We start from the raw sequence: 15,220 nt of genomic DNA on the forward strand, positions 1-15,220 counted from the left end.
CGGGGGTCGCCCCTCAGGTTCGGCTGAGGCCGGATGCGGTCAGCGCGTCCGCGAGTCCGGGGAGGTCGGTGCCCAGCTTGCGGCACACCGACGACAGCACGGCCCGTTCCGGCTCCGCCGTCACCGGGTCGCCGTCGCGCGCCCGCTCCGCCACGCGCCGCTCCCGCGCCGTCAGGGCGCCCTGCCAGGACGAGCCGCTGGGCGGGGCGCCGCCCAGCCCCAGCAGGGATTGCGTCGCGCTCGCCGCGAGGCCGTCCGCCCCGCACTCCCGTGCCGTGGCCACCGCGCGTGCCAGCAGTTCCGTGTCCCTGAGCTCCGCACCCAGCGCGGCCAGCGCGCAGGCCAGCTCGTATCCCGCCGGGGAGGCCGACAGCAGTTCCACCGCCTCCCCCAGCAGCCCCGCGCGGTCGCCCGGAACGGCGACCTCCGCCGCCACCCGCAGCGCCTGGCCGATGCCGGAGGGGGCGCCGAAGGCGCGGGCCCGGCGGACCGCGTCCGCCGCCAGGGCGCGCGCACGCTCCGGGTCGTCGGCGGCGAGCGCCCGGGCCAGGTGCAGTTGCCACGGGCACCAGGACGGGTTCTGGATGCCGCGCGGGGTGAGCCTGCGGTCCACGGCCTCCAGTTCGATCGCGGCCGCCTTCGTCCGGCCCCGGGCGAGCAGCAGTTCGGCGTAGACCGTCTGGCAGTCGGGGAAGACCACCGCCGCCGGGAAGGGCTCGGCGAACTCGTGCTCCCGCGCCAGTTCCCAGGCCTCGTCCACCCGGCCCCGGGCCAGCAGGGTCGTGGCCAGGATGGCGATGGCGTACCAGTGCACAGGCGTACGTCGTCCCACGCGCTCGGCGAGCCGCAGCCCGGCCCGGGCCAGTTCCTCGGCCTCCACCAGCCGTCCGCGCCGGTAGCGGATGTACGCGCGCAGACTGTAGGCGAAGGACAGGTGTGCCCCGCGCCAGCCCTGCCGTTCGAACTCGGCGGTGCCCGCCTCGAAGAGTTCCTCCGCGCGTCCGGGCCGGTCGGCGTACATGTGGACCAGGGCGGCCAGGACCGGGACCTCGAAGCCCCGGTCCTCGTGCGCCCAGCTGAAGCCCCCGTCCAGGGCGCGCCGCGCGTGGTGCAGGACGGTGTCCACGGGCTCGCCGCGCAGGCAGGCGTCCCAGGCGCGCAGGCCGATCACGTACCGCTCGGTGAGGTCGCGTCCGATGAGCCGGTCGGCGAGCCTGGCGAGCCGGCGTGAGCGGGCCGGGGAACCGGGTTCGTACGCGTTGAAGGCGTCCCACATGAACTGCTCGGACTGGAGCCGCAGCCGGGCGCGTACGTCCTGGGTGTAGGGGATCTCCCGGGCGAGCGATTCCGAGGCCTCGGCGAGGCGGTCGCTGTGCGCGAGGACCTGGGCGAGCCGGATGACGATGCCCTGGCGCAGGGCCGGGTCGTCGAAGGGCTCGGCGAGGGCGGCCCGCAGGTGGTTCACGGTGTTCGCGGGCTCGGTGAGCAGGGAGGCGCAGCCGAGTTCGTAGAGCACGGCGGCGCGTTCGTCGAAGTCCGGGGGTTCGCGCAGGGCGCGGGCGAGCTGGCGGCGGGCGGCCTCGGGGGCGCCGGCGCGGAGGTTCTCGGCGGCGGCCTCGCGCAGGGTCCGTACCACCCAGGGGTCGTTCTCGGGGTGGGTCTCCAGCAGGTGCCGGGCGGCGGCGGAGGGGCCGAGTCCGGCGTCCACGACGGCCGCGGCGGCCTGGCCGTGCAGGGCGACCCGGAGGGCGTCGGGGATGGAGCGGTAGAGGGCGGTGGCGATGAGGGGGTGGACGAACTCCAGCCCGGAGTCCGTGTCCGCCGCGGTGACGGCGGCGAGGGCGGGGCCCGTGGCGGTCACCGCCCCGGCGGGGTCCGTGGTGCCCGTGGGGCGCGCGCTGCCCGTGGTGGTCGCGGTGCCCGCGAGGATACGGGCGTCCCGCAGCCGCGCGGTGGAGTCGGCGGCCTCCTCGGCGCCGAGGCCGGCGACGCGGGCGGCGAGGTCCTGCGGAATGGCGGTGCCGAGGACGGCGCAGGCCCAGGCGAAGCGGACGGTGGAGGGGCCGAGGCTCTGCAGCCGGGCCACCAGGCCGCTGCCGCGCTGGGCGGCGACGAGGTCGCGCAGCAGCGGTGCGCTCGCCTCGACCGGTTCCAGGCACTTGTCCCGGACCTTGGCGGTGAGTTCGACGGCCTCGAAGGGGTTGCCGGTGGTGACGGCCCAGGCCTCCCGGCAGAAGGCGTCGTCGGCGTGCTCGCCGACCGTCTCGCGGACGAGGGTGGAGACGGCACCGGCGGTGAGCGGGGCAAGGGCGAGCGGGCGCTGTCCGGCCCGGCCCGGCAGCGTACGGAAGGCGTCGGCGTGCGCGGGCAGTTCGTCGGGACGGTAGGCGACGACGAGCAGCAGCGGGAGGTGTTCGGCGCGTGGTGCGAAGGCGGCGAGCCAGCCGAGGGACTCGGGGTCGGCCCAGTGGGCGTCGTCGAGGACGAGGACGACGGGGCCGCGCCGGACGGCGAGATGGGTGAGCACCCAGTCGAGTCCGTCGCGCAGGCCCTGGTGGTCGGGCGGCGCCCCTTGTTCCGGGGCGCACAGGCCGAGTGCGGGGCCGACGATGGCGTACCAGCTGCCGAGGGCGGCGCGCAGTTCGTCCTCGGAGCGGTCGGCGAGCTGGGGCTGGATGAGCTGGCGGGCGACGTGGAAGGGCTGGGTCTGTTCCTGTTCGCCCCCGCGGGCGGCGAGGAGGGTGCAGGAGCGGGCGTGGGCGCGGCGGCCCACTTCGGCGAGGAGGGTGGTCTTGCCGAGGCCGGCCGGGCCGGAGAAGGCGAGCAGGGCGCCGCCGGCGCCGGGTCCGCCCGTACCGCCGCCGGTGAGCTGGTCCAGGGCCTCGTCCACGGTGGCGAGTTCGGCCTCGCGTTCGAACATCGTGCGCCGTATGCGGGTCCGGCGATCCGTCATGGCTGGTACCCCCCAGGCCTGTTCGGGGGATCAGCGTACGCCCGAGTAGGTGCGGGGGAAGGCCTGTGGCCGGGAAAGATCAGATGCTTTTCCGGATTTTCGTATTCCGCCGGTCGAGCGGCGACGTGCGGCGGCTCCGGGGCGGCGCCACCGGGGCGGCGGCTCCGCGCCCGGTGGTGCACCGCGTCCGGCCGGTCAGCCATCACATGTCATGTCATGTCATGTCATGTCATGTCAGATCGAACGCCCCGCCCCGCGCGTTCACCACGAACTTGCGCCACTCGTCCGGCGCGAAGATCAGCGAAGGACTCTCGGGATGCTCGCTGTTGCGCATCGCGATGAACCCCTCGACGAAGGCGATCTGGACGTCGCCCGCTCCCCGGCTGCTCGACTGCCAGTCCGCCCCGCTGAGATCGAGGTCCGGCTTGCCCCAGCCGGCCAGAGGCTGCGAAGTCATGCTCTCGGCCACGTGCGTGCTCCTCCCGGTACGTCGTCCGGGGGCCAGGGTAACCACCGCAGTGGGTGTCGCACAGGCCACGGTGCGTCACTCGCGACCGGTCCGGCACCTGGATGTTCCGGTCAGGAAGCGGGTTCCTCCGCCCCCACCAGCCACATCGAGAAGAACTGCGCCCCGCCTCCGTACGCGTGCCCCAGGGCCCGTCGGGCGTCCGGAACCTGGTGCTCCCCGGCCTGGCCCCGGACCTGGAGGGCCGCCTCGGCGAAGCGGATCATGCCGGAGGCGCCGATCGGGTTGGTGGACAGGACGCCGCCGGACGGGTTGACCGGAAGGTCTCCGTCGAGTTCGGTCACTCCGGCCTCGGTGAGCTTCCAGCCCTCGCCCTCCTCCGCGAAGCCGAGGTTCTCCAGCCACATCGGCTCGTACCAGGAGAACGGCACGTACATCTCCACCGCGTCGATCTCGCGGCGCGGATCGGTGATCCCGGCCTGCCGGTAGACATCGGCCGCGCAGTCCTTGCCCGCCTGCGGGGAGACGAAGTCCTTGCCCGCGAACAGGGTCGGCTCGCTGCGCATCGCGCCGCCGTGCACCCAGGCCGGCGGCCTCGGCGAGCGGGCCGCGCCCGCCCGGTCGGTGAGGATCATCGCGCAGGCGCCGTCCGAGGAGGGGCAGGTCTCGGAGTACCGGATCGGGTCCCACAGCATCGGCGAGGCCTGGACCTTCTCCAGGGTGATGCCGTGCTCGTGCAGGTGCGCGTACGGGTTCTTGAGCGCGTTGCGCCGGTCCTTGTACGCGACGAGGGAGCCCACCGTGTCGGGCGCGCCGGTCCGCCGCATGTACGCGCGCACGTGCGGGGCGAAGAAGCCGCCGGCGCCCGCCAGCAGCGGCTGCTGGAAGGGCACGGGCAGCGAGAGGCCCCACATGGCGTTGGATTCGGACTGCTTCTCGAAGGCGAGGGTCAGGACCGTGCGGTGGACGCGGGCGGCGACGAGCTGGGAGGCCACCAGTGCGGTGGAGCCGCCGACCGAACCGGCCGTGTGCACGCGGAGCATGGGCTTGCCGACCGCGCCGAGGGCGTCCGCGAGGTACAGCTCCGGCATCATCACCCCCTCGAAGAAGTCGGGGGCCTTGCCGATGACGACCGCGTCGATGTCCGCCCAGGTCAGCCCGGCGTCGCCGAGGGCGCGCACGGCGGCCTCCCGGACGAGTCCGGCGATGGAGACGTCGCGGCGGGCCGCCACGTGCTTGGTCTGGCCGATGCCGACGACGGCAACTGGCTCTTTGCTCATGCTCGGTCCCCTTCCAGGACGGCGACCAGGTTCTGCTGGAGGCAGGGGCCGGAGGTGGCGTGGGCGACGGCCCGGTCGGACGCGCCCCGGTGGATCCGCGCGGCCGCCTCGCCGATCCGGATCAGGCCGGCGGCCATGACGGGGTTGGCCGCGAGGGACCCGCCGGAGGGGTTGACGGCCACGCCGTCGCCTTCGGCGATTCCGAGTGCCTTGCGGAGCACGACCTCCTGGGAGGAGAACGGCGCGTGCAGCTCCGCCGTGTCCACCGGGCCCTCGAAGAAGCCCGCGCGCTCGGCGGCGATCCGGGTGGACGGGGAGTCGGTGAGGTCGCGCAGCCCGAGGCCGTGGGCCTCGATGCGGTGGTCGATGCCGGTGATCCAGGCGGGCCGCTCGCACAGCCGCCGCGCGGTGTCGCCCGCCGCGAGGACGACGGCGGCGGCGCCGTCGCCGATGGGCGGGCAGTCCCCCGTCCGCAGGGGTGCGACCTGGTAGCCGCCCTGCGGGACGGCGCCGCTGAGCTGGGCGTGCGGATTGGACCGGGCGGCGTCCCGGCTGCGGGCGCCGATGGCGGCGAGGGCGCTCTCGTCGGTCTCGCCCGCGTCGATGAGCGCCTGGGCCTGGAGGGCGGCCAGGGCGACCGGGTCGGGCCACAGCGGCGCCAGGTAGTACGGGTCGAGCTGCCGGGTCAGGACGTCCCGTACCGACCCCGGCGAGGACTTGCCGTACGCGTAGACGAGCGCGGTGTCGGCCTCGCCGGTCTGGATCTTTACCCAGGCCTCGTACAGGGCCCAGGCGCCGTCCATCTCGACGTGCGACTCGGAGATCGGCGGCCAGGCACCGACCCCGTCGAGGGTCATGGTGAAGGAGAAGGCCCGGCCGGCGAGGTAGTCGCTGGAGCCGGAGCAGGTGAAACCGATCTCCCCGGCCTTCAGACCGGTCTGGGCCAGCACCTGGTGGAGGACCGGCATGACCATCTCGACTTCGCTGAGCTCGTCGGTGCGGCGCAGGTGGTCGCTCTGCGCGAAGGCGACGACGGCCACGTCACGGGCGTACCTCGGCATCAGATGAGCTCCTTGTACGCGTCGTAGTCGGCGTCCGGCTCGCCGGTGGGGCGGTAGTGGTCGGGGTGGCGGCTGCCCGCGGTCCACACGGGTTCGACGCGCAGGCCCATGCGGACCTGGTCGTACGGGATGCCGCCGATCCGGCCGTGGAGGGCGAGGCCGGCGCCGTCGAGGGCGATGTGGGCGTAGACGTAAGGGACCTCGATGTCGAGGCCGCGCGCCTTGATGTTGACGATGCAGTACGTGGTGACGGTGCCGGACGGGCCGACCTCGACCCGCTCGGTGGTGGCGACCCCGCAGGTGGGGCAGGCACCGCGGGGCGGGACGTACACCTTGCGGCAGGAGGGGCAGCGCTCGCCGACGGTCTTCTGCTCGGAGAGGGCGTTGATGTACGCGGTCTGGGCGCGGCCGGGGCTGTAGGTGTAGTCGAGGCGGGCCTCGGCGACGATGCCGGTGACGGCGTCGGCGAAGACCCCGTCGTGCGGGGCGGGCGTGTGGTGTCCGGCCTCGTCCGCACGGGGCTCGAAGCAGGCGATGTCGGTGATGGCCCCGGTACGTTCGGCGGCCCACCGCACCCGGACCCGCATACCGGTACGGACGGCTTCGGGGCCGGGCGCGTCGAGGGCGTGCAGGATCGCGGTGTCGGCGCCGTCGAGCTTGACCAGCACCCAGGCGAAGGGGGTGCCGAGGGGCTGGTGGGGGCGGGGGGCGCCGTTCCAGGCCCAGGTGGTGACGGTGCCGGTGGCGGCGACCTCGACGAGGTCGCGGATCTCCTCGGCGGTGACGGGGTCGTACTCGACGGGCGGGACCATCACCTTCCCGTCGGAGGTCCTGACGCCGAGGACAACGCGTTCGCGCAGCCCGGTGAGGAAGGCGCTCTGCACGGGCCCGAGGGACCGGGTGAAGGGAAACTCGACGACGAGAGGCGCGCGAAGCACCTCCGGTGGGGAGGCAGCGGTCATGGTGGCTCTCCGATCGGGTTGATTCCGCTTGTGCGCCGGGCAAATCCAGCCCCGCCGGCGTTTGAGGCGCGGGGTCCGGGGCAGCGCCCCGGCGACGGCGCCGCACCCGCACCCGCACGGCTACTCGCGCCGATACACCGCGGGCCGCTTCTCCGCGAACGCCCGCGCCCCCTCCTTCGCGTCGGCGGTGTCGAAGACCGGCCACCCCCGCCTCAGCTCCGCCGCCAGGCCCTCCGCCTCCGTCAGCTCGGCGGCCTCGTAGACCGAGGCCTTGACCGCCTCCACCGCCAGCGGCCCGCACGCGTTGACCCGCTCGGCGATCTCCAGGGCCTTCGCCAGCGCGGTCCCGTCCGGGACGACCTGCCCGACGAGCCCGATCCGCGCCGCCTCCTCGGCGGAGTACGGACGCCCCGTCAACAGCATCTCCAGCGCGTGCGTGCGCGGAATCTGCCGCGGCAGCCGCACCGTCGAGCCGCCGATCGGGAACAGCCCCCGCTTGACCTCGAAGAGGCCGAAGGTGGCCCCTTCCCCCGCCACCCGGATGTCGGTGCCCTGGAGGATCTCCGTCCCACCCGCCACGCAGTACCCCTCCACGGCGGCGATGACCGGCTTGCGCGGCCGGTGGTGGCGCAGCATCGCCTTCCAGTGCAGGTCCGGGTCGGCCTTGAGGCGGTCCCGGTACTGGTCGCCCGCCATCCCCTTCCCCGCCAGCGCCTTCAGGTCCATGCCCGCGCAGAAGTCCCCGCCCGCGCCCGTCAGGACGACCGAGCGGATCGTGTCGTCGGCGTCCGCCTCCAGCCAGCCGTCGTACAGCCCCACCAGCAGCGGCAGCGAGAGCGCGTTCTTCGCCTCCGGCCGGTTCATGGTGAGCACCAGCGTGGCGCCGTGGCGTTCCACGGTCAGGTGTTCCGTCCCACCCATTGCCGTCCTCCCGTCTCAAGACCTAGAACAGGTTGCAGGAGGGGAGAGTGCAGTTCAATAGTTTTCTGACACTCAGTCAGATTTCTTGGACCTCGCCCTTCCCCCTTGTGCTGAGCGGCGCTCTAATGACCGCCGAGCAGACCACTCACGGGGTCAAGCCATGGGAACTTCGGGTCAGGAGGAACGGTGGAGTACAACCTTGCCGACCTGTTCGAGTCGGTTGTGGACGTGGTCCCGGACCGCGAGGCCCTCGTCTACGTGGACCACCCCGGCACCGGCGCCGAGCGGCGCCTGACGTACGCGCAGCTGGACGCCGCGGCGAACCGCGTCGCGCACCACCTGCTGGACAGCGGGCTGAAGCCCGGCGAGCACCTGGGCCTGCACCTCTACAACGGGATCGAGTACTTGCAGACCGTGCTGGCCTGCCTGAAGGCCCGGCTGGTGCCGGTGAACGTCAACTACCGGTACGTGGAGGAGGAGCTGGTCTACCTCTACAACGACGCCGATCTCGCCGCGCTGGTCTTCGAGGGCGAGTTCACGGAGCGGGTCGCCGCCGCGCTCCCCCAGACTCCGGGGCTGCGCCACCTGATCCGCGTCGGGTCCGCCTCCGAGGGCGCCCCGCGGCCCTCGGTGGCGCCCCTCTCCTACGCGGACGCCGAGGCGGCCGGCTCCCCCGCGCGCGGGTTCCCGCCCCGCTCCCCCGACGACCTGTTCATCATCTACACGGGCGGCACCACCGGCATGCCCAAGGGCGTGATGTGGCGGGCCGAGGACCTGTTCTTCGCGGGGCTGTTCGGCGGGGAGCCCTCGGGCGAACCGGTGAAGCGGCCCGAGGAACTGGCCGAGCGGGTCGCGGCGCGCGGCGCCGGACTCACCTTCTTCCCCGCGCCCCCGCTGATGCACGGCACCTCGACGCTGACCTCGTTCATCGCCTTCAACTACGGGCAGCGGGTGGTCATCCACCGGAAGTACGCGCCCGAGGAGGTGCTCCGTACGATCGAGAAGGAGAAGGTGTCGAGCGTGTCGCTGGTGGGCGACGCGATGCTCCGGCCGCTCATCGACGCCCTGAACGGCCCGCTCAAGGGGACCGACCTGTCCTCGCTGTTCAGCGTCTCCTCGTCGGGGGCGATCATGTCGGAGACGGTACGGGCCGAGTTCCAGCGGCTCGTGCCGAATGTGCAGCTCCTCAACAACTTCGGGTCCTCCGAGTCCGGTTCCAACGGCAGGGCGACCGACGACGCCGGCCCGGAGAAGGGCTTCCGCCTCGTGGTCAACGACCGTACGCAGGTGGTGGATCCGGTGACGCACGAGGCGGTGCCGGTGGGTGTACCGGGGCGACTCGCGCAGCGCGGCCACGTACCGCTCGGGTACTACAACGACCCGGCGAAGACCGCCGAGACCTTCTTCCAGAAGGGCGCGGAGCGGTGGGTGCTGCTCGGGGACATGGCCACGGTGGACGAGGAGGGCATCGTCACCGTCCTCGGGCGCGGCTCGCAGTGCATCAACACGGGCGGCGAGAAGGTCTATCCGGAGGAGGTCGAGCAGGCGCTGAAGTCCCACCCGGACGTGTACGACGCGCTGGTCGCCGGGGTGCCGGACCCGAAGTGGGGCAGCCACGTGGCCGCGGTGGTCCAGCTGCGGGCGGGCTCGCCGGAGCCGACGCTGGAAGAGATCCAGAGCCACTGCCGCACCAGGCTGGCGGGGTACAAGATCCCGCGCCAGCTGGTCATCACCTCCGCCATCCAGCGCTCCCCGAGCGGCAAGGCGGACTACCGCTGGGCGAAGTCGGTGGCGACCCGGGCTGACGCGGACCCGGCCCGCTGAGTGGTCTGTCGTCAGCCCGCCGGCCGTGGGTCAGGCTCCGTCGGCGAGGAAGCGTTCGACGCGGGCCGCGAACCACCGCGGGTCGTCCAGCCACGGGAAGTGCGCGGCGCCCGCCTGGACGTCCACCGAGCCCTTCGGGAAGAGTTCCGCGAGCCGGGCCGCCAGCGCCGGGCGGGGGTTGCCGTCCACCTCCCCCGCCAGCACCAGGACCTCGGCCCCGACCTGCCGGAGCCCGGCCCGGGTGGCGGGCGGATCGAACGCTCCGGGGCCCGCGAAGGCCGCGGCCGCCTTCTCGTTCTGCTGCCACGCGCCCGCCCGGTAATCGGCCTGGGCCCTCTCGTCCCACACGCCGTAGAACAGCGGCGCCGCCAGGTCCCAGTCCGCGTCCAGGTCCGCGTCCGTGGTCCCGCCCGCCAGGATGCGCTCGTAGGCCGCGATCGCCGTGTCGTACGGCTCCCCGCCCGCCCGCAGCCGGGCACCCTCCAGCCGCTGCTCGTCGGTCACGGGCAGGTCCACGGCCCAGGCGGTCGGGGTCACCAGGACCATCCGGCGCACGCGTTCGGGGTGCGCGGCCGCGTACAGCTGGGCGAGGTTGGCGCCGGCTGAGTGGGCCAGCAGGTCCACGCGCTCCAGGCCCAGGTGGATCCGGAGCGCCTCGACGTCGGCGACCTGGTGGTCGACGCGGTACGTCGACTCGTCCGCCGGTATGGCGGAGTCCCCCGTACCGCGCAGGTCGAGGAGGATCAGGCCGCGCCCGGAGGCCAGCCCTCCGAGATCGCCCAGGTAGGCCGAGGCCCGCATGGCGCCGCCCGGGAGGCAGATGAGCGGCTCGCCCTCTCCCCGTACGTGGTAGGCGAGTTCGGTTCCGTCATAGGTGTCGAAGATCGGCATGGGGCCATCCCATCATGCGATCACTCGTTCGAGTCATTGATTTAGCCGCCGAGGTCCGGCACTCTACCGAATGATCGGTCGGTTGACTCAAGGGCGAGGTGACGACATGACGGCATTCGCGGATGTCCACGACGAAAGCGAGCGGCTGAGCCGCGACGAGCTGGCCGCGCTCCAGCTGACGCGGCTGCGCGCGACGCTGCACCGGGCCTACGAGCGGGTGCCGCACTACCGGCAGGCCTTCGACAAGGCCGGCGTCCACCCGGACGACTGCCGCACGCTTGCCGATCTCTCCCTGTTCCCGTTCACCACCAAGGCCGACCTGCGCGACCAGTACCCCTTCGGCATGTTCGCCGTACCCCGCTCCGAGGTACGCCGCGTCCACGCCTCCAGCGGCACCACGGGCCGGCCCACGGTCGTCGGCTACACCGACGGGGACCTGTCCACCTGGGCGGACGTCGTGGCCCGGTCCATCCGGGCGGCGGGCGGCAGACCGGGCCAGACCGTGCACATCGCTTACGGGTACGGCCTGTTCACCGGCGGCCTCGGCGCGCACTACGGCGCGGAGCGCCTCGGCTGTACGGTGGTCCCCGCCTCCGGGGGCATGACGGACCGCCAGGTCCGGCTGATCCAGGACTTCCGGCCGGAGGTCATCATGGTGACCCCGTCCTACATGCTCACCCTGCTGGACGAGATGGAGCGCCAGGGCATCGACCCCCGCACCACCTCCCTCCGTACGGGGATCTTCGGCGCGGAGCCGTGGACCGAGGAGATGCGCCGCGAGATCGAGGAGCGGCTCGGCATCGACGCAGTGGACATATACGGGCTGTCCGAGGTGATGGGACCGGGCGTGGCACAGGAGTTCGCGTCGAGCAAGGACGGGCTCCACATCTGGGAGGACCACTTCTACCCGGAGGTGGTGGATCCGCTGACCGGCGCGGTGCTGCCGGAGGGCGAGTCCGGGGAGCTGGTGTTCACCTCGCTGACCAAGGAGGCCATGCCGGTCATCCGCTACCGCACCCGCGACCTGACCCGGCTGCTCCCGGGTACGGCCCGCCCGTCCTTCCGGCGGATGGAGAAGGTGACGGGCCGCAGCGACGACATGATCATCCTGCGCGGAGTGAACCTGTACCCGACGCAGATCGAGGAGATCCTGCTCCGGACGCCCGGCCTGGCCCCGCACTTCCAGCTGCGGCTGACCCGGGAGGGCCGGATGGACGCCCTGACGGTCCGAGTGGAGGCCCGCCGGGAGACCGGTACCGCCCACCGGCAGACCGCGGCGGCGGCCGTGGTCCGGGCCGTCAAGGAGGGCATCGGAGTCTCCGTCGGAGTAGAGGTCGTCGACCCGGAGACGCTGGAACGCTCGGTGGGCAAGATCAAGCGACTCGTGGACCTCCGCGAGCCCAAGGAGGCGCGCGACAGAGCCTAGGCAGCCAGGGGGCCGGTCAGGGGGCCGGTGAGGCGGGCCGTCAGTTCCTCCACGAAGACGTCCAGGTGGGGCGGCCTGGGGCCGGGGCGCGTGGCGCAGTACCAGGTGCGCGTCGCGGCTCGCGACCCGATCCGGACCAGCGCGACGCCGTGCGACGCCGTGTACGGCGCCGCCACCCAGTTCGGCAGGACGGCGATCCCCTGGCCGCCCGCCGCCATTTCGATCACCAGGTCGGTCACCAGGGGCATGGTGGTGATCCGGGCGGGGCGCGCCTGCGGGGGGATCGGCAGCGGGATCGACGGGATGCGGTTCTGGTCGTACACGTCGTAGAGGACCAGGTCGACTCCGTTGAAGTCCGCCGCGGTGACGTGCTTGCGCGCGGCCCAGGGGTGCCCGGCCGGAACCACGGCCACCATCTCGTCCTCGAACAGCGGCGTCAGCTCCACCCGGTCCATCTGCGCGTCCGGTTTGGTGACCAGGGCGACATCGACCAGGTCGGCCAGCAGCGCCGGGATCGGCTCGTCGTCGGCGACCGTTTCGATGCGCACCTCGGCGTCCGGCTCCCGCTCCCGGAAGGCGCGCAGCACCGGAGGCAGCCACTGGAAGGTGGTGCTGCACTGCGCGGTGAACCGCACCCGGCGGTCCCGGCCGTCGCGCAACTCCCGCAGGTCGCGGGTGGCCGACTCCAGTTCACCCAGGATGTGGTGTGCCGCGACCAGCATCCGGCGGCCGGCCGTGTTCGGCACCAGGCGGCGGCCGACCCGGTCGAAGAGCCGCATCCCCAGCCGGTCCTCCAGCCGGCTCAACCGCTGGCTGAGGGCGGGCTGGCTCACGAAGAGCCGCTCGGCGGCGGCGGTCAGCGAACCGGCATCGGCGGTCGCGGTCAGGAGTTCGAGGTCGCGCAGATCCACATCCATAACGCTGGATTATCTCATGCTTCATAATCCGTCGTGGTGTTATGAGTTCGGGTCTCTTACGTTTCTGGTGTCACCAAAGAACCGAACTCGCAAAGCCCGAAAGGCAGATGAACCATGGCCGACACCAGCACCTCCGCACGCACCCGCACCGCCCTGATCACCGGCTCCTCCAGCGGCATCGGCCTGGACATCGCCCGCGCGTTCCTTGCGGCCGGGTACAACGTGGTCCTGAGCGGCCGCGACGCCGACCGGCTGGCCAAGGCCGCCGCCGGGCTCGGCCACCCGGAGCGCACCGCCCGGGTCGCGGGAAGCATCGCCGACCGCGGCACCGGCGAGGCCCTCGTCCGTACGGCACTCGACCGCTTCGGCGGCCTCGACGTCCTCGTCAACAACGCCGGCACCTTCGCGTCCCGCCCCTTCACCGAGGTGTCGGAGGAGGAGCTCGACGGCTTCCTGACCGGCAACCTCAAGGGCACCTACATCACCACCCAGGCCTTCGTCCGCGCCGTGCGCGAGCAGGGGATCGGGGGGAGCGTCGTCAACATCGGGACCGTCCTGGTGGACCACGGCCTCGCCGGCTTCCCGGCCTCCGCGCCCGTCGTCAGCAAGGCCGGCGTGCACGGCCTGACGACCAGCCTGGCCGCCGAGCTCGCCGCCGACGGCATCCGCGTCAACCTGGTGGCGCCGGGCATCATCCGCACCCCCCTGCACAAGGGCTCCGACGTCGACTCCTTCGGCGGGCTCGCACTGCTGAACCGCGTCGGCGAGGTCTCCGAGATCTCCGAGGCGGTGCTCTACCTCGCCGAGGCCGAGTTCATCACGGGCCACGCCCTGCGCGTGGACGGCGGCCACGTCATCGGCCGCTCCTGATCTCGCTCCCCCACCCCTCCCTCACCCTCATTCCTCCCTCACCTCACTCCTCGTCCCGAAAGGACGTGTCATGCCGTACGTCAACGTGAAGATCACCCGCGAGGGCGCCACCGCCGCGCAGAAGGCCGAGATCATCGCCGGTGTCACGGACCTCCTGGTCAAGGTCCTCGACAAGGACCCGGCCACCACCTTCGTCCTCATCGACGAGGTCGCCCTTGAGGACTGGGGCGTCGGCGGCGTCCCGACCGAGGAGTACCGACGCCGCAACAAGCGGTAGGCGATGAGCGGGAGCGGCACCGCCGTGACCGCCCGTCCGGCCGCGCGGACGCGGGAAACCACCCCTTCGGGCCTAATACCCGGTGTCCACCGGGGCGCGCGGGGCGCTCCCGGGTAGGCCAGTGCCCGTGACCCCGAAGCCCCGGACGCTGTACGAACGGCTCCAGGCCTCCCACGTCGGGCTGGCCTGGAGCCGTGGGCGTGAGATGGAGCTGATGCACCGGGCCATGGGCTTCGCCGCCCTCGGGTTCCTCACCCTCGTGCCGCTGCTGGTGGTCGTCGCGGCCGCCTCCCCCGGCAGCGGCTCGGGCTTCGGCCGCTGGCTCGGCCAGGCCCTCGGCGTGGCGGAGTTCTCACGGGCGCGGGTCGAGATGCTGTTCGGGGCAGCGGACCTGGCGCTGGAGCGGACCACCGCGTTCGGTCTGGCCGCCCTCGCCGTCTTCGGCCTCACCTTCGGCTCGGCGGTGCAGACCGGGTACGAGAAGGTCTGGGACCTGCCGACCGCCCGCTGGCACACCATGTGGCGGCACGTCATCTGGCTCGCGCTGCTGGTCTGCTACCTCGCACTGCTGGTGGAGATCCCCGCACCCTCGCACAACGCCGTCGGCACCGTCCTGGGCACCTCCGGCGACCTCCTCGGCACCTGCCTGTTCTTCTGGGGGTCCCAGCGGCTGCTGCTCGGCGGCCGGGTCCGCTGGCGGGCGCTGCTGCCGGGGGCGGTGGCGACCAGCCTCGGACTGCTCGGCCTGCGGGTCTTCTCGCAGCTGGTGTTCTCCCCACTGATCGCCTCCAACGCCGTGACGTACGGCCCCTTCGGCACCCTGCTGGTCGTCCAGTCCTGGCTGGTCGGCGTCGGCTTCGTCACGTACGGCGGAGCGCTCGTCGGGCGCATGGTCCACGAACACCTCACCCTCCGCCGCCTTCAGCACGCCGGCCTGCTCCCCGAGTGAGGCCCGGCCCCCCGCCCCGGCTCAGCCGAGCCGCAGGTCGATGAACGGCACGGTGTCCCCGGGCAGCAGGTACCGCTCCACCTCGACGAACCCGTGGCCCACCGCGAACCGCAGCCCGTCCGGGTTCGACTCCAGCACCACCGTCTCGATGACCTCCGCACGCTCACGCACCTCGTCGAGCGTCAGGGGGGCGGTGGGGATGATCAGGTTGTGGACGTGCCGCCAGTCCCGCAGCACAGCTCTGTCGCCGTCCACCTGTTCCATATGAAGATCGTTCATCGCAGCAGGGAACCGCTCGCGCCGCGAGGCGTCAAGGGCCGGAGCAGCGGGATACCAAACGGGATGTTGACAGATCATCGGCTCACCTGCGTGAGTGTGGGGGCACGGAAGCACCGCCGGCCCCATTTCACGGGCAACCTCGGC

At 72.6% G+C, this 15,220-nt stretch carries 14 protein-coding genes; 5 read left to right on the forward strand and 9 right to left on the reverse strand.

Annotated elements, in window-relative coordinates:
- Positions 1-13: 13 nt before the first annotated feature.
- The 6 genes from MTF65_RS05305 to MTF65_RS05330 all read right to left on the reverse strand — a co-directional run bounded on the left by MTF65_RS05305 (position 14) and on the right by MTF65_RS05330 (position 7,643).
- Positions 14-2,953 (reverse strand): AAA family ATPase, encoded by a 2,940-nt coding sequence (locus MTF65_RS05305; protein WP_243627011.1) that lies wholly within the window; start codon positions 2,951-2,953, stop codon positions 14-16.
- Between the two features lie 229 nt (positions 2,954-3,182).
- Positions 3,183-3,410: a DUF397 domain-containing protein gene (locus MTF65_RS05310; protein WP_279398731.1), complete on the reverse strand. Its 228-nt coding sequence runs from the start codon at positions 3,408-3,410 to the stop codon at positions 3,183-3,185.
- Between the two features lie 122 nt (positions 3,411-3,532).
- Entirely contained in the window at positions 3,533-4,699 is a 1,167-nt protein-coding gene (locus MTF65_RS05315) for a thiolase domain-containing protein (RefSeq protein WP_243627013.1), read from the reverse strand.
- Entirely contained in the window at positions 4,696-5,760 is a 1,065-nt protein-coding gene (locus tag MTF65_RS05320; protein WP_243627014.1) for a thiolase domain-containing protein, read from the reverse strand. The genes MTF65_RS05315 and MTF65_RS05320 overlap by 4 nt, the downstream gene beginning before the upstream one ends.
- The gene (locus MTF65_RS05325) at positions 5,760-6,722 is read right to left on the reverse strand and encodes a Zn-ribbon domain-containing OB-fold protein (RefSeq protein ID WP_243627015.1); all 963 of its coding nucleotides are present in this window, start codon (positions 6,720-6,722) and stop codon (positions 5,760-5,762) included. The genes MTF65_RS05320 and MTF65_RS05325 overlap by 1 nt, the downstream gene beginning before the upstream one ends.
- 120 nt (positions 6,723-6,842) lie before the next feature.
- Complete coding sequence (locus MTF65_RS05330) at positions 6,843-7,643, reverse strand: crotonase/enoyl-CoA hydratase family protein (protein WP_243627016.1); 801 nt, start codon at positions 7,641-7,643, stop codon at positions 6,843-6,845.
- A gap of 186 nt (positions 7,644-7,829) precedes the next feature.
- Here MTF65_RS05330 and MTF65_RS05335 point away from each other — a divergent pair, with 186 nt between their 5' ends.
- Positions 7,830-9,467 (forward strand): acyl-CoA synthetase, encoded by a 1,638-nt coding sequence (locus tag MTF65_RS05335; protein WP_243627017.1) that lies wholly within the window; start codon positions 7,830-7,832, stop codon positions 9,465-9,467.
- Between the two features lie 30 nt (positions 9,468-9,497).
- Here the strand turns inward: MTF65_RS05335 and MTF65_RS05340 are convergent, their stop codons facing one another.
- Positions 9,498-10,358 (reverse strand): alpha/beta fold hydrolase, encoded by an 861-nt coding sequence (locus MTF65_RS05340; protein WP_243627018.1) that lies wholly within the window; start codon positions 10,356-10,358, stop codon positions 9,498-9,500.
- 106 nt (positions 10,359-10,464) lie between these two features.
- Here MTF65_RS05340 and paaK point away from each other — a divergent pair, with 106 nt between their 5' ends.
- Complete coding sequence (paaK, locus tag MTF65_RS05345; RefSeq protein WP_243627019.1) at positions 10,465-11,784, forward strand: phenylacetate--CoA ligase PaaK; 1,320 nt, start codon at positions 10,465-10,467, stop codon at positions 11,782-11,784.
- On the opposite strand, the gene MTF65_RS05350 is transcribed toward paaK, so the two are convergent.
- The gene (locus tag MTF65_RS05350) at positions 11,781-12,701 is read right to left on the reverse strand and encodes a LysR family transcriptional regulator (RefSeq protein ID WP_243627020.1); all 921 of its coding nucleotides are present in this window, start codon (positions 12,699-12,701) and stop codon (positions 11,781-11,783) included. The genes paaK and MTF65_RS05350 overlap by 4 nt on opposite strands.
- A gap of 114 nt (positions 12,702-12,815) precedes the next feature.
- On the opposite strand from MTF65_RS05350, the gene MTF65_RS05355 reads away from it, so the two are divergent.
- The 3 genes from MTF65_RS05355 to MTF65_RS05365 all read left to right on the forward strand — a co-directional run bounded on the left by MTF65_RS05355 (position 12,816) and on the right by MTF65_RS05365 (position 14,797).
- On the forward strand, positions 12,816-13,571 hold the full coding sequence (locus MTF65_RS05355) for an SDR family NAD(P)-dependent oxidoreductase (RefSeq protein WP_243627021.1): 756 nt from the start codon (positions 12,816-12,818) through the stop codon (positions 13,569-13,571).
- A gap of 70 nt (positions 13,572-13,641) precedes the next feature.
- Entirely contained in the window at positions 13,642-13,848 is a 207-nt protein-coding gene (locus tag MTF65_RS05360) for a 4-oxalocrotonate tautomerase family protein (RefSeq protein ID WP_243627022.1), read from the forward strand.
- Between the two features lie 127 nt (positions 13,849-13,975).
- A complete protein-coding gene (locus tag MTF65_RS05365; RefSeq protein WP_374207157.1) occupies positions 13,976-14,797 on the forward strand; it encodes a YhjD/YihY/BrkB family envelope integrity protein in 822 nt (273 codons plus the stop codon).
- A 21-nt stretch (positions 14,798-14,818) separates the two neighbouring features.
- On the opposite strand, the gene MTF65_RS05370 is transcribed toward MTF65_RS05365, so the two are convergent.
- Positions 14,819-15,076, reverse strand: a complete 258-nt coding sequence (locus tag MTF65_RS05370; protein WP_243627023.1) for a hypothetical protein — start codon at positions 15,074-15,076, stop codon at positions 14,819-14,821.
- Positions 15,077-15,220: the final 144 nt, after the last annotated feature.

The organism is Streptomyces sp. APSN-46.1 (assembly GCF_022815725.1).
Taxonomy (GTDB): Bacteria; Actinomycetota; Actinomycetes; order Streptomycetales; family Streptomycetaceae; genus Streptomyces.